The following is a 24,182-nucleotide window of genomic DNA, read 5'->3' as shown; positions in this document are numbered from 1 at the left end:
AACCGGGCCTCGTGCGTTTGCCTCAGCGAGCGTCCCTGACCGCCGCGTACAGCGCTTCGGTGAGGTCGCCGGTTGTCTGACCGCCGGCGTGCAGGCGAAGGAAAAGCTCCATGCCGACCAGCCGCAACCGCGACGGCTGGTCCCGCTTTGCCAGCTCGATCAGGTCTTCGACCGAAGCCGCCGGCCACTTCATGGCGTCGCGCAGCAAGCCGCCGCGCAATAGGCCCTCGGTGCCCGTGGTGAAGGTGTTCGATACCTGGAAGCCGTTCTTGCGGGCGTTCACGTTCTGAAGCGGAATGTGTTTTTCCGCGACTTTCTTCAACAGCCATTTTCCTTGCTTCTGGCGGTATTTGTGCCGCCTCGGCAGATGGATCGCGAAGTCGATCAGCCGGTTTTCGAGGAACGGCACCCTGAGCTCCACCGAGGCCGCCATGCTGAGCCGGTCATGCCTGTTCAACAAGTCCTGCAGATGCGCGTACATGTCGTGAAGGCAGCATCCCAGGAAGGCACGGTCGCTGAGTGACGCGACCGGCTCGAGCCGGTCGAAGATCTTGGTCTGAAGGAAATTCAGTTCCGGCGACAGCGCCCTGAACACGATGTTGCGGTCCCAGCCATGGCCACCCGCAACCGATGTCCGGAAGGGGGCATGACGCAGGCGCTCGAACCTGCGGGCAAGCCGGGCCTTGGAGCGAAACAGCCGTTGCGGCCATGACCAGGGGCGCCACGGCCGCATGCTGGCTTCCTGCCAGTCGTAGCCGCCAAACAGTTCGTCGGCGCCTTCACCGGTCAACAGCACCTTGATGCCGTCGGCCCGGCACTGCTCGGCAAGCGCCAGCAGGCAGACATGGCTCGCATGCCAGCCATCGCTCTCCAGATGCCAGATGGTTCTTGGCCAGAGTTCGAGGAACCGGTCCTTGTCGACGGGCACCCTGTTCAGCGGCACGCCGGCATGGCGCGCGGTGCGTGCGGCGTCTTCGGCTTCGCTGTGGCCGATGCGCGGATCGACGACATAGGCTGTCATCTCCGGCCGGAACCGTTTCGCCAGCGTCGTGACGAGACCGGAATCGACGCCGCCGCTGCACGCCGCGGCCAGCCTCGTATCGGCAATGCAGTGCAGCCCGACGCTGTCTTCGATCAACGCCTCCAGCGTCGCCATGTGCTCGGCGTCGCTGGCTGTGTCGCCGGTGATGCGGGCGGCGTCGAGCACATCGAGGACATGCCAGAAACAGCGCTTCTCGATGCCGGTGTCGGTGATCTTCCACAGACCCGCCGGCGGCAGCCGCTCTATGCCTTCGAACAGGCTGGAGCTGGAGTCGCGGCTTTGCCAGGCAAGACGCAACGTGATCTCGCGCGCATCGATGGCGCGTGCAACGCCGTCACAGTCAAGGATCGCCTTGTCCTCGGAGGCGAAGAGGATTCGCTCACTCGTCTCGGCCACCGACATCGGCTTGATGCCGAGGCGATCGCGGGCAAGCCAGAGCGCACCGGCCCGCATGTCGAAATAAGCGAGGGAAAACATGCCGTCGAACAGCGGAATGGCCTTGTCCGGCCCCCAGTGATGCAGGGCTTCGAGGACCACTTCGGCATCCGAAACCGTTCGGAACCGCCTGCCTTCAGCCTCAAGCGTCGCGCGCAGCGCCCGGTAATTGTAAACCTCGCCATTGTAGACCAGCACGCCCTGGCCACAGGCGGTGAGCATCGGCTCGCGCGCCTGCGCCGACAGGTCGATGATCGAGAGCCGCCGATGACCGAGCGCCAGCCGGCTGTCGTTCCATGTGGCATGATCGTCCGGGCCGCGATGCGCCAGTGCCTGCGTCATGCGGCTGACATCGGCGAGATCGCCGCCCGCGATCGGGTTCCGCTTGCGCCAGACGCCGGCTATGCCGCACATGGTCCGCCGGCCGGTCTGGGCTGGTTCAGGGGTCTGCGAGAAGCCATTGGGACAAAATGATCGCCTGGCCGGGAGTGGCCACACGGCAATCTAACCGGAACCGGGCTGGCCGCAAGCGAACCGCTTTTTTCAAGCAATTGCGGAGTGCAGTCGACGCACCTTCCCTCGAAGGGTTCAGAACCCGTTCTGGATGCGCTGGAAGATGACGTTGGTGAAGGCCGATATCTGGCCACCGATGAACGGGCCGGTGAGCGCCACCACCAGCATGATGGCGACGATCTTCGGCACGAAGGTCAAGGTGATTTCCTGGATCTGCGTCAGCGCCTGGATGAGGGCGATGCCGATGCCGACCGCCATGGCGACCAGCACCACCGGAGCGGACGCGGTCAGCACCGTCCACACAGCGTACTGGACGATGTCGAGTGCGTCGGCCTCGTTCATGTCGGAGGTTGGCCTAGCTTGCCGGCTTGATCGACACGCCTGCGCCGACGGGAACCTGGGTGCCATCCTGCAGCACTGCGATCAGTCCGCTGCTGGCGAGCGTCACCGAGGCCACTGTTCCGCTGGTCTTGCCGTCGGCCGACGTGATGTTGCGGCCGATAATCGCGTCGGCCTGCGACAGCGCCGACGATGACATGATCTGGTCGAGCTTGGTGTTGGTCTGCACCGATTGCTCGACCTGCGAGAAGGTGGCGAGCTGGGCCACATACGCCGTCGAATCCATCGGCTTGGTCGGATCCTGGTTCTTCATCTCGGCGATCAGAAGCTTCAGGAAGGACTGATAGTCGACCGCTGTCTTCGAGGTCGACGTGGTTGTCGAATTGGCGCCAACCGGTATCGTCGTCGTCATGTCCACGGTCATTAGTAGCGTGCTCCCACGGCCAGCGGGCGCGCGGCGCCCGGAACATCGTCATTGCCGCCAAGCGCGCGGCGTTCGAGAGGATAGAGCGAACGGATCGCCTTCAAGGCCTCGTAGATATGATCCTCGCCGACCATGCGGTCGATCTGTTTCAGCGCGCTGCAGATATCAGCGTCCTCGAAGCTTGCAATGAGCAGCGGCAGCGAACGGCGAAACATCTCGCGGGCCTCGTCGGCGCCGGCCGGGTTGATCAGCATGACCTGCACGATGAAATACAGCTGCCTCAGCGGCGTCGATGCCTCTTCGGCCTGGAGCACATGGCTTTCGAGCAGGAACTGCACGTCGTTCATCAGCTCGACGGTGACCTTGCGGTCGACGCGGATGACGGCGCCGTTGATGTAGATCTTCTCGTTGGGCTTCAGCGATATCTTCAGCGTGTTGGTCATTGAATGCCGTCGCGGATGATCTGGGACACTTCGATCAGCCCTTCGAAATTGTTGGTGCGGCCCTGGCGGATGTCCTCCGCCTCGCGCAGCAGCCACAGGCCGATGGAGATCAGGTTGGCACGCAATTCCTTGGGAAGCGCATTGTCGCTGGAGCCGAGGTCTTCGACGAAGATCGTCCAGACGCGGTTGGTGAAATGCAGTGCTTCCACCGCCTCCATCGAACTCTGGCCGGCCACTGCCGCCGCCGACAGCATGTCGATAGAGCGGGTCAGAAGCTCGCGCTCACGGTCCTTGGCGTCCGAGACGGAGGTGCTCTGAACGTCGGCGTAGGAGAATTGGTACATCGTCGGCTCTACCGTTCCGCTGGAAGTTGTCAGGTCAGGTAATTCAACAGGCTGAGCTGCTGCAGGCGCGCTGTCAGAGCGAAGGACGTCTCGATATGCTGTGTCAAGTCCGCGACCTTGGTGGCGGCCGTGGCCGGGTCGACGGCTTCGAGATCGAGGATATGGCGTTCGAACAGGTCGATCTGTGTCTTCATGCGGTCGCTGGCATCGGAGACGCGCTTCTGCACGATACCGGTCTCCGACTGGGTCTGGGCGATGCCGCTCAGCGCCTCGCCGACCAGGGTCTGCGAGTGGCTGACGATGCTGTCCTTAGCGGCCTGGCTGATGTTGGTGGACATCAGGCTGGAGACCATTGCGGCGGCCATTGCGAGCTTCTTGATGCCGTCGCTGTTGGCGCTGGTCGAGGTCTCGGTGGTTTCGTTGAGCGCGATGCGGCTGACGATCTGCTGGTCGGTGGCGTTCGACATGTTGGTCTGCCAGCCTGCGCCGAGGAATTGCGGCGTGACATCGTTGGTGATGAAATCGTCCATCTGGGCGGCGGTGATGTTGGCCGCGGCAGGATCGCTGGGCGTGAAGCCGAATTTGGCGACGAAGGAGGCGTCGAAGGCGGCCTTGGCCGGAGAGCCGGCAGCGGTGAAATCGTTGATCGGCTTGACGTCGGTGTTGGTGCCGGCAAACAGATATTCGCCGTTGACGCTGGTGTTGAGGATCGAGGTAAGCTGCTGGATCGTCGTCTGGCCGGTCGATTGGGTCAGGCTGTCGGAGTTGTCGCCCGACGATGCCGTGGTCAGGCTGGACAGGAAGGTCTGCGCCACGCCGGAGAGCTGGCCGAGTGAGGTCTGGGTCGACGCAAGCCGGGCGGTGACCAGACCGTTGGAATCGACGATCACGTTCAACCGATCGAGGTCGCGCGAAAAGGTGACGGCCTGGGCGGTGCGCCCGCCTAATGCCAAGCCGACATCGGCGACCTGGCCGGTCGAGGATTCCTTCGTGGCTTTGACGAGATCGGCCTGCATGCGCATCTGTTGATAGCGCATGGCATTGGAGAGGGCGGCCGAGGAAACAGAGGTCATGGATTATCCCACCGCGTTCAACAGGGCCGTCATCATGTCGTCGACGGTCTTCATCATCCGGGCCGATGCCTGATAGGTGTGTTCGAGGTCGAGCATCAGCGACATTTCCTGGTCGACATTGACGCCGGTCGCATTGGACAGCGCCTCGGAGCTGCGCTGTGCCAGCGCTTCCTTCGCGTCGGCGGCGGTCGAAGCCTGCTGGCGCATGCCCTGGAGCCAGCCGATCGAATTGGCGGCGTAGTCGGAAACGCTGGACGTTGCCGAAATCCCGGCGGCGGGGTCGAATGTCATCGGCTGGTCGAGCCGGTCGCCATAGGCAACCAGAAGGTCGGAATAGGAAGCGCCGCCCGTGGTGTTGGCGACATAGGCAGCGCCGTTGGCGCCGCCGTCGCGCAGCAATGTCGGATTGCCGCCAGCGCTCGGATTCATGGCCGCATTGATGCTGATCGTACCGGCCAGGCCATTGACCAGCGTGCCCGCGGCCGGCACCGCCGGTGCGCCGGACCAGGTGAACAGGCCGGCGGCGTTGGGCATCGAGGGCGCGGTTTCGGCAAAGGCGGTGATCAGGCCGCGCGCGGTTTCGTCGAGCTGGCCCTGCATCGTCGAGGCGACGCCGTCGCGCAACTGCAGCAGGCCGGCAAGCTTGCCGCTGGCGCTGGTGTTGCCGCCGCTTCCCGCCGAGACCGGCACATTGTCGATATAGACGGTGTTGCCGGCAGCTCCGGCGGCATAGCCGGCCGATGGCGTGAAGCTCACCGTGCGCGGTATCGTCTCGAACAGCGTGGTGCCGTCACCCGTGGTGATGACCATGTCGTTGTCGCCACGCGTGAAGGTCGAGACCGGAACATAGTCCGCGATCTTCTTCAGCAGTGCATCGCGCTGGTCGAGCGCGTCGGAAACATCAGTGCCGGATCGGGTTCCGGACATCACCGCCTGGTTGGCGTCCTGGAACTGGCCGAGCAGCGAGTTGAGGTCCTTGACCGCCGTGTCGATCTGGCCGTCGGTCTGGGTGCGGAAATCCTGAATGGCCTGCGAGCCTTCATTCAGGGAGCGCACGACCTGCTTGGCCGCGTCGATGACGCTGGAGCCGAGATTCTGGTTGGACGGCGAGGTGGCGTAGAGCTGCAGCTGCTGCTGCAGATTGGCGATGGCGGTCGAGGGCGAGGAGGCATTGTCGACGCCGTTGACCGACACGTCCAGCTGATCCATGCCGCTGTAGAGCGCGCTCTGGCCGCTATACGCCGACAGGGCGCCGAGATTCTGCCGGAAGAGCAGGTCGTTGGTTACGCGCTGGATATCAACCGAACGCGCGCCGGGCGCCGTGCTGGTGACGACGGCGATGCGGCGCGTATAGTCCGGGTTGGAGGCGTCTGAGACGTTGCGTGTGACGACGCTGGTCTGGCGCGCGGTACTCATAAGCGCCGATTGGGCGATGCTCAATGCGGAAGATAACGACATGCTGGTCTTTCACGGGCCACGCCCGGTTTTATCTCTTCAGGTTGACAAGGACGTCCATCAGGTCGGAACCGGTCTGGAAGACTTTCGAATTGGCGGTGTAGCTGCGCTGCGCCGCGATCATGTCGGTCAATTCCTCGGCGATATCGACGTTGGAATTTTCGAGCGCGCCGGAGATGATCGTGCCGAGCTTGCCTTCATTGGCAAAGCCGACACGGACCGCGCCGGAATCGGTGCCTTGCGCGTAGACGTTGCCGGGAAGGGCCTTGAGCTGGTCCGGGCTCTGCACGTCGGCCAGCGGAATCTTGTAGAGCGGCTTGGTCGAGCCGTCCTTGTACTGGGCGTAGATGGTGCCATCCTTGCTGATCTGCACCTTGTCGATGGTGCTCGGGGCGTTGCCGTTGACCTGGGCGTCGGTAACGGTGAAGCCGGTGCCGAGCTGGGTCAGTGTCGACAGATCGAGATCGAGGCTGGCGCCGCCCGGTACGGTGAATGAAACGTCGGTAGGGGTGCCGGTAAGCTTGCCGGTGGTGGTGTCGAAGGTCAGGTTGGCGGTGCCGAGTGCGCCGCCGGTGTAGGGAAACGATGTTCCAGGCGTCGCCTTCGACTGATCGAAAACCGCCACCTGCCAGGTGCCGGCGCCGGTGTTGGTGAAATAGACGTCGAGCAGCTTCTTGTTGCCGAGATTGTCGTAGGCGACCATCGACGATTTCGAGGTGTACTGCGCGGTGGCGGCGTTGGCGCCCGGCAGGTTGGCGGCGACGACCGGTGTCGCACCCGCCGGCAGATTGCCGCTGAAACTACCCGTGGTGCTCGGGGTTGCGGTCAACCCCTGGTCGGAGATGACAACCGGCTCCAGGCCTTCGAAGCCGTTCACCGTCGCCGCCGGCGTGCCATTGGCGTAGCTGTAGGCCATCAGCTGGAAGCCGGCCGCGTTGACCAGCCTGCCCTGTGCATCGGGGACGAAGGCGCCGGCGCGGGTCAGGAAAGGTGTGCCGCTCGGATCCTGGACGACGAAGAAGCCATCGCCGCTGACGGCAAGATCGGAAACCGAGGTCGTGTACTGGAGCACGCCCGGATCGCTGACCGCCTGGCGGATCGTCGTGGTGACGCCGCCGGAATTATAGGCGCCGCCCGTCGACGGCATGATCAGCGTCGAGAATTCGGCCGAAGACCGCTTGTAGCCGGTGGTATCGGAATTGGCGATGTTGTCGGCTGTCGTCGACAGGCGATTGGCCTGTGCGTTCATGCCGGAAACGCCGGTCCGCATCATTCCGTAGAGGCTCATCGAAATGTCTCCGCTATGTCCATGCCACTGGCTTTGAGGCTACGCGTCCTGTCTTGCGCGAAGCTGGCGCGGTACGGCATCAGAACACCAGCCGGTAGCCGAGGAAGCGCTTGGAATCGATCGGGTCGGTGCCCAGCTTCTCGCGCAGCTTCTTGCGCAATTTGCTGATGTGGCTTTCGACGACGTTCTCCTCGACCTCTTCGTCGAAGATGCCGTAGATGGCGTTGAAGACCTGGGTCTTGGTGACGCGGCGGCCACGGTTGCTCGCCAGATATTCGAGGATGCGGCGTTCGCGGCGCGGCAAGGGCAGCGGCTGGCCGTCGATCTCGGGGTCGCGGCCGTCCATGAAGATGCGCATTGCGCCGATCTCGGTATAGGCGACATCCTCATGGGCACGACGGCGGATGGCGGTGATGCGGGCCAGGATCTCTCTGATGTGGACGGGCTTGCGGATGACGTCGTCGACGCCGCTCTCGAACAACCGCAGCGTGTTCTCCAGCGAATGCTGCTCGCTGAGCGCAATGACCGGAGCGCCGGTGCGGTCGCGGATTTGGCGCGGCGAGATGGTGCCGTCGCGGCAGTCGCCGATCAGGAAAGCCCGTACCGAACGCAGGTCAGTGTCGGCTGCCGAGTTCACCCACTCGCCGAATTCGCCGGGCGCGAAGCCCGCACAGGCGACGCCTTCGCGATCAAAAAGTGAATTGTATCCCTCAGTTACGAGCTCTCGCTCGTCAACGATCACGATCATCGGCCCCGCCTTCCGAATCAGCACATCTGCCCCGTGGGGAAAGGCGTAACCGCTGCCGGGAAACCTGAACAACCGTCATTTCTTGTAACTAGTTTCTTGGGAGTCTGGAATCGCACCGGTTGCATTAGCGTGCAGCCAGATATGCTTTCGGTGGGAAGTTCTGGGCAAGTCAAAACGCAATCCCAAAGCAGTGCGATTGGCGTATTAGAGGCAGAAAATACGCTTACGGGTTGCAGAAGGAGCGGGCGTTGGTCGTCCACTTGCCAAAACCGGTGGCAACCATGTTGGCGATCACCCTGCAGACATAAACCTTCTGCGCCGGGTCGTTGTCGGGACCGGCATGATAGCGGGCGACAGCCATCGACCAGGTTTCGTGGCGGGCATGGAGACTGGCCAGGAAACGCGCCGCGTAGTCGACGTTTTGGCGCGGATCGAGCATGTCCTCGACACTGCGGAAATGCGAGGAATGATAGTGGTGGTTGATCTGCATGCAGCCGAGATCGATCAGCGTCTTGCCCTCGCGCTGCGCATTGGCGAAGGTGGCAAGCGCCTCGGCCCGGCTCCTCGGGAAGACGGCTTTTCCTTCTATATTCAGTGCATTAGGCTGAAGGCTGCCTTTCTTGCCGGTCTCGGTCAGGCCGACGGCATAGAGGATGCCGGCGGGCACGCCATAGCGGTCGGCGGCGCGCAGGATCTCGGGCTCGCAAGGATTGGTGGCGGCGAGGGCGGTGTTGGCGAGGCTAGATAAACATATCGCCGCCGCCGCGCTCGCGAGATGGCGAAGCGGCGCGGCCGAGTGCTTGCGCGTCATCATGGTTCCCCCTTGCGGACTGCTGGCCCGGTTGCTGGCCGCCGGCTCCACTGTTGCCGCCGCTGGAGTTTCCGGGCTGGAACGAGGACTGATCGCGGCCAGGCGAGGCGGTGAGCGAGGCGGTTGCATCCGCACGGGTTGTAGCCGGAACGGCCACTGACGGTTGCATGATGGTCACCTTATCAACTTCGAAGCCCAGCCCGCGCAATGACTTGACGATTGCTTCGCTGTCGCTGGAAAGCCGGCGGTAGGCGTCGTGTGTTTCGGGCTTGAGTTCAATCGAGAGTTGTTCTCCGGAGAGGCGAAGATGGGCTGTGACCATGCCCAGTTCGGCCGGATGAAGTTCGATCTTCAACATATGTGTCGGAACTGCAACAGAACTGGCCAGCTGGGTGGTCGCGGATGCTGCCGAAAACGTCTGCTTTGTGCCAACATCGGTCGCTACGGCATTGATTACGTTGAGCGCTGCCTGGCTCATCGGCGCCTGCGGCGGGGCCGGGAAGCTGCGCTCGGAAATCACGTCGACGCGCGTCTGCGCCGAAAGCTGTTTTCCTGGCTCCGACCGCAACGAGGACTGGACGTCGGCGATGGACTTCAGCTGCGGCGCCGCCTGCTTCGGCTCCACGCCCGGCACCTCGGCGGCGGTGGTCTCAGGCAGTGGGGCGGCAGCGATTGCATTGTCACGCCGCGGCGCGCCAGCACCGGCGTCGCGGACGGTCTCGAGCTTCGTCAGCGGCCCGTCGACGAGCGACACCCGCTCTGGCTCCGGCATCGGTTCGACGTCGTCATGGCCGACGGCGGATGTCGCCCGATAGGCCTTCGGCAAAAGCTGCCCGCCGAGCGCCGGTTCCGGTCCGGCTTCGCCTGCGTCGGCTGACTTGGCCGATGTCGAGAAATGGCGCAGATCATGAAACGCCATCAGCAGAGGCAGATGGTCGTCGAGCGGCGTCGCGCCGGCGTCGGTCGCCGGCGTTTCGGTATCGGCGTCCTTGTCCGCCTCGACAGCCTTGCCGTCTTTTGCGGATTTCGCGGCCGTCGATCCCGTCGGCGTGGTCCTCACCTTGCCGGACGGCATCGGTTCGTCCTCGCCTGTCTGTGCCGCAAGGTCGGCGGCAAGTTTGCTCCAGCGCGGGTCGCGCGTCCCGGCCTCGGCCGTCGGCTGTTTTTCCGCCTGGCTTGCGCCGCCATGCACCATCTTGCCGAAACCGGCATCATCCTTTTTGCCAGGCGCGGCCGGCTGCTCCGCCGTGCGCGCGGCGGTAAATCCTGACAGGGCCGGGCCAAGGCTGGGGGTCATTTCGGAGCGGCTCCAAGCATCTGGTCGATCAGGTCGAGCTGTCGACGGGTTTTCATCATGGCGGCGTCGGTCGGATCGGTCGTGTCGGGAGCGGCAGAGGTCGCCGGCGCCGATGCCGGCAGGACCGTCGCTGAATCGGCTGAAGGCGCCGGCGCGTTCGGTGCGGCGGGCTGTTCGGAGACGGCGCCCTCGACAGGCGGCAATCCAGCCTCGTCGGCGGCCTGCACGGCGGCGACTTCAGGCTTGGGCTGCGGTGCAGCGGATGCAGGCGCCGGGCTTGCGGCTGGAACGGAGGCAGGCGGCGCCACCATCTCACCAGCGATGACCTGGGCGGCGTCGAGCAGGGCACGGTCACCGTCCGACAGCTTGCTGCGGTCGATCTTGCCGAGCTTGGCGCGTACATCCTCGGTCGTGTCCGAAGTCACGGTAGACAGGCTGGAATAGAGCAGCGCGCGCGGATCGCCCTGATTGGTGTTGCCGTCGCGACCCTGCTCGGCTCGTGCCGAGGCGAAGGCCGATAATTCGCTCAGGCCGTCGATCGCGGCGCGGCGGGCGATGCGCAGATAGATTACCTTCTCGCGCTCGGGATCCATCATCGCGGTGATATCGGCCAGCTTGTCCTGGCTGATCGACATGTGCAGCGTGATGACCCCAGAGACAAAGGAATCGGCGAACTGGCTGGCATAGGGCGAATAGAGATAGCGCTCGACATACTGGGTGGAGGCGAGCGCGAAACGCGCCGCATCGCCTTGCGTCACGGCAATGCCGACCGAGCGCCGCAGTGCCGACTCCTCGACCAGCGTGCCAGGGCTGAGCAGCTTGGCCTCGTCGAGCAGCGTCAGCGCCGCCGCCGGCTGATCGCCGGCAAGCAGCGACCCTTTGACCAAGGCAAGGAACGCGCCGAGATCGCCGGGCAGCGTCATCGGATCGATCGGCCTCAGGGCTTCGATCGCGTCGCCGGGCCGGCCGTTCAGATAGTCGATCACGCCCTTGGCGATGGCGAGGCTTGCCGGATCCGCGGCGGCACGCGACACGGCCGCCTCGACGGTCACCGGATTGCCGCCGCTCATGCCGTAGACCAGCAGCGCGCGAAAATTCTTTGGGTCCTTGAAGTCCTCCGCATCGGCTTCGCGCAGGCGGGTATCGGTCATCTCGAGCAGCTTGGCCTGCATCGGCATCGCGGCGTGATCGCCGGCGGCGATGCGATCCTGGACAAGCTGCAGCGAGCGCACCAGCTGGTAAGGCTGCAGCGTATCCTGGGCAAAGCCGGCCGACGGATAGCCGGCTGCCAGCAGCAACAGGCCCATCAGCCGGCTGGTGACGGCCGCCCGCTTCATCCGCCGTTCGCCATCAGGATCTCGATGCGGCGGTTGGCCGCCGACAGGGGATCGGCCGGATCCTTCGGCTGGCGGTCGGCGAAGCCGGCGACCTCGGTGATGCGGCGTTCGTCGACGCCGCCGCGCACGAGCATGTAGTAGGCGGAATGCGCGCGCGCGGTCGACAGCCGCCAATTGTCGTAGCTGGCGCTGCGGAAGGGCCGTGCATCCGTGTGGCCGTTGATGCTGATGGTGCCCTTCTGGCTGTTGATGATGCGGCCGATCTTTTCCATCGCCAGCACCAGTTCGCGGCTCGGCACCGCCGATCCGACTTCGAACATGCCAAAGTCGAGCTGATCGGTGATCGAGATGACGACGCCCTTGTCGGTGGCTTCGACCGAGACGCCGTCGTGCAGCTTGTCGCCGGGCTTGAAGGCATCGGCCAGCTGCCGCTTGACGTCGTCCGCCGCCTTCACGGCAGCGGCGGTCGGCGGCTTTTGCCCGGCTTCAGGCGCGGTCGTCTCTTGAGCGGCGGCCGCGGCATCCGCCTTGGCGGCAGACACAGCCTTGCTGTCTCCAGCCTTGGTATCACCGGCCTTGGCACTGATGGCTTTGGTTTCGCTGGCTTTGGTTTCGCCGACCTTCGTATCGCCCATCTTGGCCATCGCTGCTGCGGCGTCCTTGCCATCTCCGGCCAGGGGCTCGAGCGGTGCGTCCTTGACGGGCGGTGCCGGTGGCACGGCCTTGACCTTGGCGACCTGCGTTTCAGCGGCCTTGTCGCCTGATTTGAGCGGGTCGCCCTCGATCTTGGGGCGTTGCGCACTCGCCTCGGCGGCGGGCGTGGCGACCTGCTGCGACCAGAAATCGGGCTCGAAGGGATCGCGGTAGGACGCGCCGCCCGAGGCGCCCGTCGCCGGACCGGCGCTCTGCGCGCCGCCATCGCCCTTCTGGCTGACATTTTGCATGACGCCGGTGTCGGTGGCGATTTCGGAGAGCACGGCGTAAGGGTCGGCGAACAGATGCTCGTCGGACTGTTCAGCCTTGTTCGGCTCCTGCTTGTCCTGCTTGCGGTTGGATGAGCCCGCGGCGCCGATGCCATCCTGTCCGGATTTTTTTGTCGCCTCCTGCGGGTCGTCGGTCGTCATCCCAACCGCGCGGGGGCCATTGCCGAGATCCTCAAGGCCCTTGCGGCTCGACTCACGGTCGACCAGCTTGACCGGGTTGAAGTAGCTGGCGACGGCCGCCTTGGTCTGTTCGTTGGCGGCGTTGATCAGCCACATGACCAGGAAGAAGCACATCATGGCGGTCATGAAGTCGGCGAAGGCAATCTTCCAGACGCCGCCATGATGGGCTTCGTCGTGGTCGTCATGGGCCCGCCGCACGATGATGATCTCGTGCCTGCCGTGCTCGGCCTCGGCGACACTCATGACAAGACCTCGGAAAGGGTTGCCGACCATTCGGCGATGCGTGTTTCGAACACGGCCTCGTCGATGGTCACCGTCAGGTCGAAGCCGGGCGCCTCGATGAAGTCGAGATTTGCAATGCGTGGTCCAAGCGATGCCTTCAGCGTTTCGAACAGCGACAGCGGTCCGCGCACCGCGATGCGCACCGCTTCGCCATCGCCGACGGCTTCGCGAACCGCGCCGGCAAGCGCCTCGAGCGAGCGCTTCTGCAGATCGTCGCTGACAACGCCGCCGATGATGCGGGCGACCGTGGCGGCGACGAGGTCCGTCACGCGCGTCTCCATGGCGTCGATGCGCAGCGAGACCGCCTTGCCGATATCACCGCCGAAGCTTTCGAGAAAAACCCGTGCTTCCTCGGCATTCGCCTGGCGCTCCGCTTCCAGGGCCGCGTCATGGGCAGCGACAAGCCGCTCCGCCAGCGTTGCCTCCGCCTGCGCAACGGCCTCGGCGATCAGCGTGCCGATATCGGCCTTCGGTGCGGGTGCTTCCGGTCTGTGTTCGGACGTGGCCTGAGGCTGGCTGACGCGCGGCGCGCGCGTACCGAAATCAGGGAGAAGATCGAAAAGGGCTGCGGAGGCCATGGTTTATGCCGCGACTTCCTGGGCCGCCCATTTGCGCAGGATCTGCGCGGTGCGCTCCTCATTGAGGTCGACCATGCGAGCAAGCCGCTCTTGTGGCGCCGGCCTGATCTTCTGGCGAAGATCGTCGAGCGCATTGGTGCCGGGCCGCGAGTTGGGCAAGGCGCCGATGGCGGCGCCCGCATCGGCGGAGGCGGCTGCCTCCGGTGTCGGCAGCGAACGCTGGACTTCATCGAAATTCGGACCCGACAAAGCGGGTGTCGCCTTTGCCGTCAGCGCCGCCGCCATCGGCCGCAGGCCGAAGAAGGCAACCAGGAAGACGACGACGATGAAGGCGCCGGCGTTGATCAGCGTGCCGGCATGCTGGCCGACGGAATCCAGCATTCCGGCCTGCGGGATCGCCTCGCCGTCCAGCCCGTCGATGAATTCGACCGCCGAGACGTCGATGACGTCGCCGCGCTTGTCATCGAAGCCGGTGGCGGAACTGACCATCTTCTGGATCTCGGCGACGCGCTTGGCGATCTGCTCGGGGGTCGCGTCCTTGCCCAGGATCGCCTTCAGCCGGTCCTGGTTGACGACGACGGCGATCGACATCTTGGTGACGGTGTAGCCGTTGGAAACAGTGGCGATCTTCTTGGAGTTGATCTCGTAGTTGGTGATCTCTTCCTTGCGGTCGTTGGCCGAAGAGGTTTGCGGACCGTCTGTGCTGGTCGCCTGGGTCTCGGGCAGGTTCTGTTCGACGCTGGCCGGGGTCGAAGCCTGCTTCTGGTTGCTGTTTTCATTGGCGCGCACCGACTGCACCGAGCGTTCGACGCGCGACTCCGGATCGAAGATCGTCTCTTCGGTCTGGCGGGTGTCGGTGTTGACGTCGGCCTTGACGCTGGCGCGGAAATTGTCGGGCCCGAGATAGGCGGTGAGCGCGCGGCGGATGTTGTCGCCGATCTGCGCTTCCACGGTCTGCTCGACGCCGAGCGTGCGGGCCGCACTGGTGTTGGAGGGATCATCGCCGGCGGCCAGCAGGTTGCCGTTGGAATCGAGCACCGTCACCTTGTCGGCCGACAGGCCGGGGACGGCGGCTGCGACGAGATGGCGGATCGACATGGCGCTTTTCTCGGCGTCGATGCCGGCATAGCGGATGACGACCGATGCCGAGGGCTGCTGTTCGTCGCGGCGGAAGTTGGCGCGCTCGGACATGACGATGTGGACGCGCGCCGCCTTGATGCCTGAGATGGATTGGATGGTGCGTGCGATCTCGCCTTCGAGTGCACGCACGCGGGTGATTTGCTGCATGAACGAGGTCAGGCCCATCGCGCCGACATTGTCGAACAGCTCGTAGCCGGCATTGGCGCTGGTCGGCAGACCTTTTTCGGCAAGCAGCATGCGCGCCTGCGCCGTGGTGCCGGCCGGCACCAGCACGGAGGTTCCGTCGGCGCCGACATCGAAGCCGATACCGGCCTCGCCCAGCACCAGGCCGATCTGGTTCACGTCGGAGCGATCGAGGCCGACATAGAGCGTGTCGTAGGCCGGACGGTTGAGGTACACCGAGGCGATGCCGATGACGCCCATCACCAGAACGGCGATGCCCGCCAGCATGGCGAGGCGCTTCACACCAAAGCCGCGGAGGTTAGAGATGATGCTCTGGATCTGTTCCGGCACGATAGAGCGACTCCCAGCATGATTGTCCGCCGGAACACTAGCCCTCGAAGCTTGTGCGAAAATGAAATCGGGCCGCGCTTGCGGCGCGGCCCGTGAATTGGATGTGGGTATCTGTCAGTTACGGCTGAATTAGCCGTTCTTGAACAGCGACAGGATCGACTGCGATGAGCTGTTGGCGATCGACAGTGACTGAATGCCGAGCTGCTGCTGCACCTGCAGCGCCTGCAGGCGGGTCGATTCCTTGTTCATGTCGGCATCGACGAGCTGGCCGACGCCGCGGTCGATGGAGTCCATCAGGCTCTGCGTGAAGGTCTTCTGCAGGTCGATGCTGCTTTTGGCGGCGCCGAGGATGGTGGCCGAGTCGGTCAACTGGCTCATGACCTTGTCGATCTTGTTGACCATCTGGGTGATGATGTCGTCGGTCACGCCCGGCGCCGTGATGTCGAGATTGAAGGCGGAGACGTTGTCGACCTTGGCGACCGCCCCCGCCGCCGTCTGGCCAGCGGTGTTGGCGGCGATGTCCGTGCCGCCGCCGGCGATCGCAGCCGAATAGGCGGTGTCGTAAAGGTTCTGGGCGGCCGCTGTCGCGTAGACGGACGTCTTGCGGTCGAGAGTGCCCTGGTTCTTGACGGCGGTGGGGAGCCCGTTGTCGAACAACTTGGTGCTCTCGACATCGATGTCGATCGTTCCGAGCGAGATGGCGCCCGACGAGGAGCGGTTGAAGGACGAGACGATCTTGGCGTTGGCCTGGACGCCATCGTTGGCGGCAGCGACCTGCGTTGACGTCACCGACAGATAGTTCGAGCCGGAGAAAGTGGCCGCGTCGGCAAACGACTTCATCTGCGCCTGAAGGGAGGTGATTTCGGTCTGCGTTTTTGCCTTGTTGGCATCCGTCTGGCCGATGGTCGAAAGCAGCTTGGTCTTGAGGTTGCCGATCGTCGTCAGGACGTTGTTCATGCCGGTGTAGGCGGTATCGACTTTCGAAGCGCCGAGGCCGAGCGCATCTTGCACCGTCGACAGCGCCTGGTTGTCGGAGCGCATGGTGGTGGCGATCGACCAGTAGGCAGCGTTGTCAGAGGCCTCGGAGACCCTGTAGCCCGTCGAAATCCGGGACTGTGTCTGTTCGAGCGATTTGTTGGTGGCGTTGAGGCTTTGAAGTGCTGTCAACGCCGCAGCGTTTGTCATGATGCTCGCCAAGAAACTCGCTCCTTTTTCCCAGGCCGGTCTTTCTCAAAAACCGGCGTTGCCCTCGCGAGCCGCTGGCCCGCCCATCGATTGCCGCCGTCCCGACCGGGCCGATTCGCCAATCCGTTGTAAGCTATGGTTAACCATGACTAGCTTGTTATGGTTAACGGCCTGTTAAAGGCCTGCTTTCGAGGGTTAAGAAACGAGGGTTGCGCGGGGCTGGAGCAAACGCAAAACGGGCCGCGCTTTTGGCGCGGCCCGTTGTTGTTTGGCTGTAACCGGTTGAGTGCGATCAGCCGCGGAAGAGCGACAGGATCGACTGCGACGAGCCGTTGGCGATCGACAGCGCCTGGACGCCGAGCTGCTGCTGAACCTGCAGCGCCTGGAGGCGGGTCGATTCCTTGTTCATGTCGGCATCGACGAGCTGGCCAACGCCGCGATCGATGGAGTCCATCAGGCTCGAGGTGAAGGTCTTCTGCAGGTCGATGGAGCTCTTGGCGGCGCCGAGCTTGGTGGCGGCGGTCGTCATGTCCTTGAGCGCGGCGTCGACAACCGTCATCATCTGCGAGATCTGGCTATCGCTGGCGGCAGTGGTGCCCGAGAAGATGGCCAGGCTGGCGACCGAATAGGTGTCGGTGGCCGCAGCGGCGGCACCCAGGGTCGGAGCCGAAGCCGTGGCAGTCTCGGCGCCCGAGACGCCGAGGCGATTGGCGTCCAGGATGCCCTTCGAGGTCGCGGCGGTGCCGGCTTCATACAGCTTGATGCTTTCGACGTTGACGTCGATCGTCGAGATCGAAACCGCGCCGGCGGAGCTGCGGTTGAAGGCCGAAACGACCTTGACGTCGGCGGCAGTAGTGGCCGTCGCGCCGCTGTTCACGGACAGCATGTTGGTGCCGGAGAAGGTGGCGCCGTCGGCGTAACCCTTCAGCTGCGCCTGCAGCGCGGCGATTTCGACCTGGGTCTTTTCCTTGGCAGCGTCGGTCTGGCCATAGGAGCCGGTCAGCTTCTGCTGGATCGCGTTGATGGTGGTGATCGCGCTGTCCATGCCGGTGTAGGCGGTGTCAACCTTCGAGGCGCCGAGGCCGAGCGAGTCCGAAACGGTGGACATGGCCTGGTTGTCGGAGCGCATCGTGGTGGCGATCGACCAGTAAGCGGCGTTGTCCGAAGCCTGGGAGACGCGATAGCCCGTCGAGATGCGGGCCTGGGTGGTGTCGAGGTTCTTCTGGGTGGCGTTCAAGCTCTGCAGAGCGGTCAACGCCGAGGCGTTGGTCATGATACTGGCCATGGCTACTCGTACCTTGTTTTTACAGGTGTTTTTTGCATACCGGATTGTCCGGTATGACGGAGCGGCATCATGCCAATGACCGTTGTTTTTGGGTCACCCGCCATCTGCGAGCGACTATGGCGGCGAGTCCCTACCAAAGGACTAAATCGGACGGTTAATCGAAAATAATTTGAGAAAAATTCGACGCCGTCTCGGCCACCGCCCGGTTCTTCCGGGCAGTCCAGGCGCAAGCCGAGAGCGCGAGGCTAGTTGAAGGATCGCACCAGGCTGCCGACGAGCAGATTCCAGCCGTCGATCAGGACGAAGAACAGGATCTTGAACGGCAACGACACCACGGTGGGCGGCAGCATCATCATGCCCATCGCCATGGTGATGGTGGCGACGATCAGGTCGATGACCAGGAATGGCAGCACGATCAGGAAGCCGATTTCGAAGCCGCGCCTGATCTCGGAGATCATGAAGGCAGGAACCAGGATGCGCAGGTCGACCGTCTCCTTGGCAACGACCTGGCCGCGTTCGCGGGCGAGGTCGGCGAAGAGGTCGAAGTCCTTGTCGCGCACATTGTGCAGCATGAAAGTGCGGAACGGATCCGAGATCTTCTCGAAGGCCTCGGTCTGGCTGATCTGGTTGTCCATCAGCGGCTTGACGCCGGTGTTCCAGGCCTGATCGAAGGTCGGCGCCATGACATAGAAGGTCATGAACAGCGACAGCGAAATCAGGATGAGGTTTGCCGGCGTCGACTGCAGGCCGATGCCGGCGCGCAGGATCGAGAAGGCGATGACGAAACGGGTGAAGCTCGTCACCATGATCAGCAACCCCGGCGCCACCGACAGAACGGTCAGCAGGCCGAACATCTGGATGATGTAGCCCACGGTGGTGCCGTCGGCCTTGCCGATGCCGCCGAGGTCCAGCTGCTGCGCCGCCGCGATCGATGTGGCGGCGCCGATCAGCGCCGCGGCGAGAAGGAACTTCTTCATTCGAGCAGCAATGTCCTGATGAGAACCTGTTTGGCGTGCCCCTGGCTGCGGATCGAGGCGCGTTCCTCGAGATCGGCTTTCAGGTGCTGGTAACCGCTGGCGCCCTCGACCTGATGCATCTTCAGCGTGCGCACGAAGGCCAGAAGGTCCTGTTGGATGTCCTCCGCCATCGCCGGCGGCTGCGGCGCGTCGTAGACCACGGATACTTCCATCCTGATCCAGGTGTCGGCGGGGGAGGCGATGTTGGTGGTGATCGGCGCCAGTGCGACGAGCGTCGGCCCCGTGCCTGGCTGTTGCGCGGCGGCGGGCTCGGCTACCTTGCCCTCATTTTCAGGCGCGGCCGGCACAGATGACGGTGCGCCGACGCCCTTGAGATAGCCGCCGGACATCCAGCCCATGCCAATGGCGGCGGCCGTCACCACCAGCAGCATGGCGCCCTGGACGACAAGGGAAGGACCCTTGCGTGGCTGAAGCTGTTCGACATTGGCCACGGTGCTTGTTCCCCAATCCCTAGAACGGAAGAACCTGGTCGAGAATCTGCTGGCCGTAGGCCGGCTGCTGGATCTCGGTGATGCGGCCACGGCCGCCGTAGGAGATGCGCGCCTCGGCGATGCGTTCGTAGGGGATCGTGTTCTCGGCGCCGATATCGGCCGGCCGCACGATGCCGGCGATGGTCAGCACCCTCAGTTCGGCATTGACGCGCACTTCCTGCGACCCTGTGATCATCAGATTGCCGTTCGGCAAGACATCGGTGACGATCGCCGCGACATTGAGCTCAAGCGTTTCCGACCGCTTGATCTCGCCATCGGCAGTCGTGTCCGTGCCGGACGAGAGAGCGCCAGAGCCCTTGCCCGCGGTGCTCAGCTTGTCCCATTGCGCGCTGATGTCGTAACCAAGTTTGCGGTTGGCGGTGCGGCTTCGGTCGTTCTGGTTCTTGAAGTTGGCCCTGTCGTTGATAGAAATCTTGACGGTGAGAATGTCACCCTGCGACAGCGCCCGGGGATCGGTGAACAGTCGGCTCTGGCGGTCGTCCCACAACGAGAACTTCTTCACCGGCCCCCGAGGTGGCTCGGGGTATTTGTAGAGCGAAGAGGTGTTGCCGCCGTCGATGCCGGAGCCGACCGGCGACAGCGCCGGATCCTTGCCGACTTCCTTGAGATTGGTGCCGCAGCCGGACAGCGCCGCGACCGCGCACAGGATGAACATTCTGCGGATCATGACGGATCTACCCTTCGGGCTGCGCTGGCCATGATGCCGGTGAGCGTCGCCGCCGCCTTCTGGTCCATTTCGTTGAGGATGACGCCGGCCTTGCGTGAATCGAGCTTCATCAGGATGGCCGCGGCGAGGTCGGCGTTGACGATCGCCAGGCGTTCGGCCGCCGCATCGGGCTTCATGCCGGCATAGATCTTGACGACGCCGTCCTCGGCCCGGGCCAGGAACACTTCGCGCCGCTTCAGCCAGGTCTCGTATTCGGCCTTCTTCGCGTCCAGCGCTTTCATGCGCTCGTCGATGCCGGCCTGGAGTTGTTTCAATTCCTCGGCCTGCAAGGCATAGCGGCGGTCACGGGCGGCGTCGGCTATGTTGGAGCAGAAACGCTCGATCTCGCTCTGGTCCGGCGCCTTCTCCCGCGTCAGTTGCTGCGGCACCACTGCGGGCTGTGCTCCGGGCAGAACCTGGCGAACGACATCCTCACTGTGTGCGTCGCCACCGGAAACCGACATGGCCGCCATTGCCGCGGCCGCAAACAGGATTGCGCGGGAAGGGCGTCTTTCATGGGATGAGGGGGAGGAGATCATCGGCATCGCCTATTGGAGAACCAGATCGGCTTGCAGGGCGCCGGCCGACTTGATGCCTTGCAGGATGGCAATGATGCCGTCCGGCTTGACGCCGAGACGGTTGAGGCCGGAGACGAGGGTTTGCAGGTCGGGTCCGTCGAGCACCGCGACGCGGGCGTCGGGCCGGCTGGCGTCGATGGCGGTGAACGGTTCGACGGCGGTTTCGCCCTTGGAGAAAGGTTCGGGCTGCACGACGCGCGGCGCTTCGGTGATGCGCACCGTCAGCGTGCCGTGGCTGATGGCGACGCGCGAAATCTTGACGTCGTTGCCGATGACGATGGTGCCGGTGCGCTCGTCGATGACGACGCGGGCCGGCGTGTCGGATTCGACCACCAGGTTTTCGATCTCGGCATAGAAGCGGGCCGCCGAAACGTTCTTCGGCCGCCTGATTTGCACGGTGCGGGAATCACGCTCGCCCGCCACGCGCATGCCGAAACGCTGGCTGGTGTAGTCGTTGATGGCGTCGGCGATGCGGATGGCGGTCGAAAAGTCGGGATTGCGCAGTTGCAGCGTCAAGATCGGCTGGTCGTCGAATTCGGCCTTGACCGAACGCTCGACAATGGCGCCGTTCGGCACCCGGCCGGCGGTCGGCACGCCTTGCGTCAATTGCTCGGCCTGCCCCTGGGCGGTGAAGCCCGAAACGATGACCGCGCCCTGGCCGACGGCGTAGATCTCGCCATCCGCCGCCTTTAGCGGCGTCATGATCAGCGTGCCGCCGGCAAGCGAGGTGGCGTCGCCCATCGAGGAGACGTCGATGTCGATGCGGGCGCCCGACTGCACATAAGGGGGCATGTTGGCGGTAACGATGACGGCGGCGACATTCTTGGCGCGCGCGCTGCCGCCTTCGGTGGCGATGCCGAGATTTTCCAGCATGGCGCGGATCGACTGCTCGGTGAATGGCGAATTGCGCAGGCTGTCACCCGAGCCGGCCAGTCCGATGACCAGGCCGTAGCCGACGAGCTGGTTGTCGCGCGAACTCTGCAGCTGGGCGATGTCCTTGATACGCGAGGCGACCTGGCCGGGCGGTAGCGAGCTCGGCCCGGGCGAAACGCGGAACATGCGGGTGGTGGTCGCCGGATCATATTCGGGATCGTTGTCGACGCCGCCGTTCCTGGCGGCGAGTTCGCGCTTGGCCTTGGGTGTCAGGCCGTCGGCCAGCGCCGGCTGCAGACCGAGCGTGGCCGCGAGCAGAAGGGCAAGCGGGCGCATCATGAAGCGCTGACCTGGATGGTTCCGTCGGCCATCACGGTGCCGGAGAGGATCTTGCCGCTGTCGCTGTTGCGAACCTTGATGACTTCGCCGGCCGAACCCGGCTGCAAGGTCACGGCGGTGGCCGATATCGTCAGACCACCGGCGATGAAGAAGACCTGCACGGCGGCGCCCTGTTCGACCAGCCATGCCTCACGAATGGCGGCTGACGGAATGTAGCGGCCGGGCAGCAGCGTGCGCTTGGCGATCTTGCCCTGGAGTTCCTCGGCAACAGTCGCCATGGCATCCGGCTTGTGCTTGCCCGGGATGAGGGTCACCTGCTTCAAGGCGGTGAGCTCGATGGTCTCGCCGGGATAGATGACGCGGTTGGGGATCAGCACGACCTCGCCGACAGGCTGATTGCTGGCGATCTGCGTTGCCGATTGGCCACTCGATTGGCTTGTCGATTCCTGGGCGAAAGCCGGCATGCCGCCGGACACCAGCGCAAGGATCAGCGCGGTGCGGCGGAATGCGGAGCAGGAGATCGGCATGGCCATCATCCGTTACCTGATGTTCTTGGAGACGACCGAGGCCATGTCGTCGGCGGCCTGGATCACCTTGGAATTCATCTCATAGGCGCGCTGCGCCGAGATCAGTTCGGTGATTTCCTTGACCGGGTCGACGTTGGAAGCCTCGAGATAGCCTTGCTGGATGGTGGCGAAGCCGGGATCGCCTGGTACGCCGACATTGGCCGGGCCGGAGGCTGCCGTTTCCTGGAACAGATTGTCGCCGAGCGGCGCGAGCCCCGCCTCGTTGGCGAAATTGGCGATCTGCAGCTGGCCGAGCGACTGCAGGTCGGTCTGGCCGTCGATGCGGGCGAAGACCTGGCCGGTCTTGTTGACGATGACCTCGACCGCATCGGTCGGCACGGTGATGGCCGGAATGACACTGGCGCCATCCACCGTTACCAGCTGGCCGGTGGCGTTGGTGTTGAAGGCGCCGGCGCGGCTGTAGAGCGTGCCGCCGTCGGCGCCCTCGATCTGGAACCAGCCCCTGCCGGTCAACGCCATGTCGAAACTGTTGCCGGTGCTGGTCAGTTCGCCCTGGGTGTGCACGTTGCGCACGGCTGTCGTCTTGACGCCGAGGCCGATCGAAACGCCCTCCGGCACCAGCGAGGCGTTGGAGCGGTTGGGCACGCCTTGCGTGCGGTCGACCTGGTAGAGCAGGTCGGAGAATTCGGCGCGCGCCCGCTTGTAGCCGGTGGTGTTGATGTTGGCGATGTTGTTGGCGATGACTTCCAGATTTGTCTGCTGGGCATTCATGCCGGTGGCGGCGATGGCGAGTGCTTTCATGCCCTAACTCCTCAAATACCCATTCGACTGACTTCGAGATAGGCCGATACGACCTTGTCGCGGATGGCGACGGCGGTCTGAAGCGCCTGCTGGGCGCTCATCACGGCATCGACCACCTGACGGGTGTCGGCATCGCCCTTGAGCGCCTGCAGCGACACCTGCTCGGCGTTTTGCATCGTGTTGACGGTCTTGGAGGCCGCCTGGCTCACCGCTTCGGCGAAGGAGGTGCCAAGGTTGCCGGCTGTCGCCGGCGCGACACCGCCCTGAAGCAGGTCGGTCGCCATATCGCCCAGCCCGGGCTTCAGGTTAAGCGCGCCGATGCCATTCACGATCATTGGTTCCTCATCAGGTCGATGGTCATTGAAATGAGGTCGCGCGCCTGCTTCACGACTTGCAGGTTGGCCTCATAGGAGCGGTTGGCCTCGGTCATGTCGGCCATTTCGATGAGCACGTTGACGTTGGGCATCTTGACGTAGCCCTTCTCGTCGGCGGCCTCGTTGCCAGGCTGGAATTCGACGGGAAAATCACTCGGATCGCGGTCGATCGAGTTCACTTCAACCGTCGAGCTGCCGGAGGTCCGGTCAAGCTCTGAGACGAAGCTGATGGTCTTGCGGCGATAGGGGTCGGCGCCGGGGGTGGTGCCGGTCGACTGGGCGTTGGCGAGGTTTTCCGAAACCACGCGCAGGCGCTCGGACTGGGCGCCGAGGCCGGATGCTGCGACTTTCAGGGCTGCGGTCAGCGCGTCCATGGTCAGCTCTTCACCGCCATCATCATCATCGAATGGAAGGCCTTGACGATCGCCGTGTTGAGCTCGAAGGAGCGGCGCACCTCGCCGGCCTTGAGAAGCTGGTCTTCAAGCACGACGGTGTTCTTGGACGGCATGATCACGCCGTCATCTTCCTGCGGCTTGATGGTGAAGCCGGCATTGGTCGCCGCGCTGCCGAGATGGCCTTCCTCGGTGGTCTGCAGCGACACGGCGGTACGGTCGAGCACCTTTTCGAAGGGCTCGACATCGTTTGCCGTGTAGCCCGGCGTGTTGGCGTTGGCGATGTTGCCGGCGATCGCCGACTGTCGCACGGAAAGCCACTGCGCTTGCTTGGCGGCGAGATCGAAAAGGGAAACGGGCTCCATGGGA

General features: G+C 64.2%; 27 protein-coding genes. All 27 read right to left on the bottom strand.

What is annotated here, in order from left to right; translation table 11 throughout:
• Positions 1-22: 22 nt before the first annotated feature.
• Positions 23-1,891 carry an asparagine synthase (glutamine-hydrolyzing) gene (asnB, locus tag AC1DX4_RS08835; protein ID WP_477219955.1) on the bottom strand — a complete coding sequence of 623 codons (1,869 nt, stop codon included), beginning with the start codon at positions 1,889-1,891 and terminating at the stop codon, positions 23-25.
• 174 nt (positions 1,892-2,065) lie between these two features.
• Entirely contained in the window at positions 2,066-2,332 is a 267-nt protein-coding gene (fliQ, locus tag AC1DX4_RS08830; RefSeq protein WP_010911298.1) for a flagellar biosynthesis protein FliQ, read from the bottom strand.
• 13 nt (positions 2,333-2,345) lie between these two features.
• Complete coding sequence (gene flgD / locus AC1DX4_RS08825) at positions 2,346-2,753, bottom strand: flagellar hook assembly protein FlgD (RefSeq protein WP_027060064.1); 408 nt, start codon at positions 2,751-2,753, stop codon at positions 2,346-2,348.
• Entirely contained in the window at positions 2,753-3,196 is a 444-nt protein-coding gene (flbT, locus tag AC1DX4_RS08820; protein WP_477219954.1) for a flagellar biosynthesis repressor FlbT, read from the bottom strand. The genes flgD and flbT overlap by 1 nt, the downstream gene beginning before the upstream one ends.
• Entirely contained in the window at positions 3,193-3,540 is a 348-nt protein-coding gene (gene flaF / locus AC1DX4_RS08815) for a flagellar biosynthesis regulator FlaF (RefSeq protein ID WP_477219953.1), read from the bottom strand. The genes flbT and flaF overlap by 4 nt, the downstream gene beginning before the upstream one ends.
• A gap of 29 nt (positions 3,541-3,569) precedes the next feature.
• Entirely contained in the window at positions 3,570-4,613 is a 1,044-nt protein-coding gene (locus AC1DX4_RS08810; protein WP_477219952.1) for a flagellar hook-associated family protein, read from the bottom strand.
• Positions 4,614-4,616: 3 nt separating this feature from the next.
• Positions 4,617-6,071 (bottom strand): flagellar hook-associated protein FlgK, encoded by a 1,455-nt coding sequence (flgK, locus tag AC1DX4_RS08805; protein ID WP_477219951.1) that lies wholly within the window; start codon positions 6,069-6,071, stop codon positions 4,617-4,619.
• A gap of 28 nt (positions 6,072-6,099) precedes the next feature.
• Positions 6,100-7,356, bottom strand: coding sequence for a flagellar hook protein FlgE (locus AC1DX4_RS08800; protein WP_477219950.1), 1,257 nt, complete (start codon positions 7,354-7,356; stop codon positions 6,100-6,102).
• A gap of 79 nt (positions 7,357-7,435) precedes the next feature.
• Positions 7,436-8,104, bottom strand: a complete 669-nt coding sequence (locus tag AC1DX4_RS08795) for a response regulator transcription factor (protein ID WP_477219949.1) — start codon at positions 8,102-8,104, stop codon at positions 7,436-7,438.
• A gap of 223 nt (positions 8,105-8,327) precedes the next feature.
• On the bottom strand, positions 8,328-8,915 hold the full coding sequence (locus tag AC1DX4_RS08790; RefSeq protein ID WP_477219948.1) for a transglycosylase SLT domain-containing protein: 588 nt from the start codon (positions 8,913-8,915) through the stop codon (positions 8,328-8,330).
• Positions 8,845-10,212, bottom strand: coding sequence for a flagellar hook-length control protein FliK (fliK, locus tag AC1DX4_RS08785; protein WP_477219947.1), 1,368 nt, complete (start codon positions 10,210-10,212; stop codon positions 8,845-8,847). Before fliK ends, AC1DX4_RS08790 begins: the two co-directional genes overlap by 71 nt.
• The gene (locus tag AC1DX4_RS08780) at positions 10,209-11,549 is read right to left on the bottom strand and encodes a chemotaxis protein MotC (RefSeq protein ID WP_477219946.1); all 1,341 of its coding nucleotides are present in this window, start codon (positions 11,547-11,549) and stop codon (positions 10,209-10,211) included. The genes fliK and AC1DX4_RS08780 overlap by 4 nt, the downstream gene beginning before the upstream one ends.
• On the bottom strand, positions 11,546-12,955 hold the full coding sequence (locus AC1DX4_RS08775) for a MotB family protein (RefSeq protein WP_477219945.1): 1,410 nt from the start codon (positions 12,953-12,955) through the stop codon (positions 11,546-11,548). The genes AC1DX4_RS08780 and AC1DX4_RS08775 overlap by 4 nt, the downstream gene beginning before the upstream one ends.
• Positions 12,952-13,572: a hypothetical protein gene (locus tag AC1DX4_RS08770; RefSeq protein WP_477219944.1), complete on the bottom strand. Its 621-nt coding sequence runs from the start codon at positions 13,570-13,572 to the stop codon at positions 12,952-12,954. Before AC1DX4_RS08770 ends, AC1DX4_RS08775 begins: the two co-directional genes overlap by 4 nt.
• A gap of 3 nt (positions 13,573-13,575) precedes the next feature.
• Positions 13,576-15,225, bottom strand: a complete 1,650-nt coding sequence (gene fliF, locus AC1DX4_RS08765) for a flagellar basal-body MS-ring/collar protein FliF (protein ID WP_477219943.1) — start codon at positions 15,223-15,225, stop codon at positions 13,576-13,578.
• A gap of 129 nt (positions 15,226-15,354) precedes the next feature.
• Positions 15,355-16,422 (bottom strand): flagellin N-terminal helical domain-containing protein, encoded by a 1,068-nt coding sequence (locus AC1DX4_RS08760; protein ID WP_477219942.1) that lies wholly within the window; start codon positions 16,420-16,422, stop codon positions 15,355-15,357.
• A 280-nt stretch (positions 16,423-16,702) separates the two neighbouring features.
• The gene (locus AC1DX4_RS08755) at positions 16,703-17,695 is read right to left on the bottom strand and encodes a flagellin N-terminal helical domain-containing protein (RefSeq protein WP_477219941.1); all 993 of its coding nucleotides are present in this window, start codon (positions 17,693-17,695) and stop codon (positions 16,703-16,705) included.
• A 245-nt stretch (positions 17,696-17,940) separates the two neighbouring features.
• Positions 17,941-18,672, bottom strand: coding sequence for a flagellar type III secretion system pore protein FliP (gene fliP / locus AC1DX4_RS08750; protein WP_027045485.1), 732 nt, complete (start codon positions 18,670-18,672; stop codon positions 17,941-17,943).
• Positions 18,669-19,163 carry a flagellar basal body-associated FliL family protein gene (locus AC1DX4_RS08745; protein WP_477219940.1) on the bottom strand — a complete coding sequence of 165 codons (495 nt, stop codon included), beginning with the start codon at positions 19,161-19,163 and terminating at the stop codon, positions 18,669-18,671. Before AC1DX4_RS08745 ends, fliP begins: the two co-directional genes overlap by 4 nt.
• A 19-nt stretch (positions 19,164-19,182) precedes the next feature.
• Positions 19,183-19,890: a flagellar basal body L-ring protein FlgH gene (flgH, locus tag AC1DX4_RS08740; protein WP_477219939.1), complete on the bottom strand. Its 708-nt coding sequence runs from the start codon at positions 19,888-19,890 to the stop codon at positions 19,183-19,185.
• Entirely contained in the window at positions 19,887-20,474 is a 588-nt protein-coding gene (locus AC1DX4_RS08735; protein ID WP_477219938.1) for a MotE family protein, read from the bottom strand. The genes flgH and AC1DX4_RS08735 overlap by 4 nt, the downstream gene beginning before the upstream one ends.
• Before the next feature lie 3 nt (positions 20,475-20,477).
• Positions 20,478-21,719 carry a flagellar basal body P-ring protein FlgI gene (locus AC1DX4_RS08730; RefSeq protein WP_477219937.1) on the bottom strand — a complete coding sequence of 414 codons (1,242 nt, stop codon included), beginning with the start codon at positions 21,717-21,719 and terminating at the stop codon, positions 20,478-20,480.
• On the bottom strand, positions 21,716-22,252 hold the full coding sequence (flgA, locus tag AC1DX4_RS08725; RefSeq protein WP_477219936.1) for a flagellar basal body P-ring formation chaperone FlgA: 537 nt from the start codon (positions 22,250-22,252) through the stop codon (positions 21,716-21,718). Before flgA ends, AC1DX4_RS08730 begins: the two co-directional genes overlap by 4 nt.
• A gap of 6 nt (positions 22,253-22,258) precedes the next feature.
• Positions 22,259-23,047 carry a flagellar basal-body rod protein FlgG gene (gene flgG, locus AC1DX4_RS08720; protein ID WP_477219935.1) on the bottom strand — a complete coding sequence of 263 codons (789 nt, stop codon included), beginning with the start codon at positions 23,045-23,047 and terminating at the stop codon, positions 22,259-22,261.
• 11 nt (positions 23,048-23,058) lie between these two features.
• Positions 23,059-23,382 carry a flagellar hook-basal body complex protein FliE gene (fliE, locus tag AC1DX4_RS08715; RefSeq protein WP_477219934.1) on the bottom strand — a complete coding sequence of 108 codons (324 nt, stop codon included), beginning with the start codon at positions 23,380-23,382 and terminating at the stop codon, positions 23,059-23,061.
• A complete protein-coding gene (flgC, locus tag AC1DX4_RS08710) occupies positions 23,379-23,795 on the bottom strand; it encodes a flagellar basal body rod protein FlgC (protein ID WP_477219933.1) in 417 nt (138 codons plus the stop codon). The genes fliE and flgC overlap by 4 nt, the downstream gene beginning before the upstream one ends.
• Positions 23,796-23,797: 2 nt before the next feature.
• Positions 23,798-24,178, bottom strand: a complete 381-nt coding sequence (gene flgB, locus AC1DX4_RS08705; protein WP_477219932.1) for a flagellar basal body rod protein FlgB — start codon at positions 24,176-24,178, stop codon at positions 23,798-23,800.
• Positions 24,179-24,182: the final 4 nt, after the last annotated feature.

Source organism: Mesorhizobium sp. P3_A8, assembly GCF_056402995.1.
Note: the sequence above shows the minus strand (reverse complement) of the source record. Positions and strands in the feature narration are given on the sequence as shown.

Coding starts and splice junctions, on each gene's coding strand:
- fliK (WP_477219947.1), bottom strand. CDS start 10,212: ATGACCCCCAGCCTTGGCCCGGCCCTGTCAGGATTTACCGCCGCGCGC.
- AC1DX4_RS08790 (WP_477219948.1), bottom strand. CDS start 8,915: ATGACGCGCAAGCACTCGGCCGCGCCGCTTCGCCATCTCGCGAGCGCG.
- fliQ (WP_010911298.1), bottom strand. CDS start 2,332: ATGAACGAGGCCGACGCACTCGACATCGTCCAGTACGCTGTGTGGACG.
- asnB (WP_477219955.1), bottom strand. CDS start 1,891: ATGTGCGGCATAGCCGGCGTCTGGCGCAAGCGGAACCCGATCGCGGGC.
- flaF (WP_477219953.1), bottom strand. CDS start 3,540: ATGTACCAATTCTCCTACGCCGACGTTCAGAGCACCTCCGTCTCGGAC.
- flgC (WP_477219933.1), bottom strand. CDS start 23,795: ATGGACGCGCTGACCGCAGCCCTGAAAGTCGCAGCATCCGGCCTCGGC.
- flgK (WP_477219951.1), bottom strand. CDS start 6,071: ATGTCGTTATCTTCCGCATTGAGCATCGCCCAATCGGCGCTTATGAGT.
- fliE (WP_477219934.1), bottom strand. CDS start 23,382: ATGATCGTGAATGGCATCGGCGCGCTTAACCTGAAGCCCGGGCTGGGC.
- AC1DX4_RS08775 (WP_477219945.1), bottom strand. CDS start 12,955: ATGAGTGTCGCCGAGGCCGAGCACGGCAGGCACGAGATCATCATCGTG.
- flgG (WP_477219935.1), bottom strand. CDS start 23,047: ATGAAAGCACTCGCCATCGCCGCCACCGGCATGAATGCCCAGCAGACA.
- AC1DX4_RS08795 (WP_477219949.1), bottom strand. CDS start 8,104: ATGATCGTGATCGTTGACGAGCGAGAGCTCGTAACTGAGGGATACAAT.
- flgB (WP_477219932.1), bottom strand. CDS start 24,178: ATGGAGCCCGTTTCCCTTTTCGATCTCGCCGCCAAGCAAGCGCAGTGG.
- AC1DX4_RS08770 (WP_477219944.1), bottom strand. CDS start 13,572: ATGGCCTCCGCAGCCCTTTTCGATCTTCTCCCTGATTTCGGTACGCGC.
- AC1DX4_RS08755 (WP_477219941.1), bottom strand. CDS start 17,695: ATGGCCAGTATCATGACCAACGCCTCGGCGTTGACCGCTCTGCAGAGC.
- AC1DX4_RS08730 (WP_477219937.1), bottom strand. CDS start 21,719: ATGATGCGCCCGCTTGCCCTTCTGCTCGCGGCCACGCTCGGTCTGCAG.
- AC1DX4_RS08735 (WP_477219938.1), bottom strand. CDS start 20,474: ATGCCGATGATCTCCTCCCCCTCATCCCATGAAAGACGCCCTTCCCGC.
- flgA (WP_477219936.1), bottom strand. CDS start 22,252: ATGGCCATGCCGATCTCCTGCTCCGCATTCCGCCGCACCGCGCTGATC.
- fliP (WP_027045485.1), bottom strand. CDS start 18,672: ATGAAGAAGTTCCTTCTCGCCGCGGCGCTGATCGGCGCCGCCACATCG.
- AC1DX4_RS08780 (WP_477219946.1), bottom strand. CDS start 11,549: ATGAAGCGGGCGGCCGTCACCAGCCGGCTGATGGGCCTGTTGCTGCTG.
- flgD (WP_027060064.1), bottom strand. CDS start 2,753: ATGACCGTGGACATGACGACGACGATACCGGTTGGCGCCAATTCGACA.
- AC1DX4_RS08810 (WP_477219952.1), bottom strand. CDS start 4,613: ATGACCTCTGTTTCCTCGGCCGCCCTCTCCAATGCCATGCGCTATCAA.
- flgH (WP_477219939.1), bottom strand. CDS start 19,890: ATGATCCGCAGAATGTTCATCCTGTGCGCGGTCGCGGCGCTGTCCGGC.
- flbT (WP_477219954.1), bottom strand. CDS start 3,196: ATGACCAACACGCTGAAGATATCGCTGAAGCCCAACGAGAAGATCTAC.
- AC1DX4_RS08800 (WP_477219950.1), bottom strand. CDS start 7,356: ATGAGCCTCTACGGAATGATGCGGACCGGCGTTTCCGGCATGAACGCA.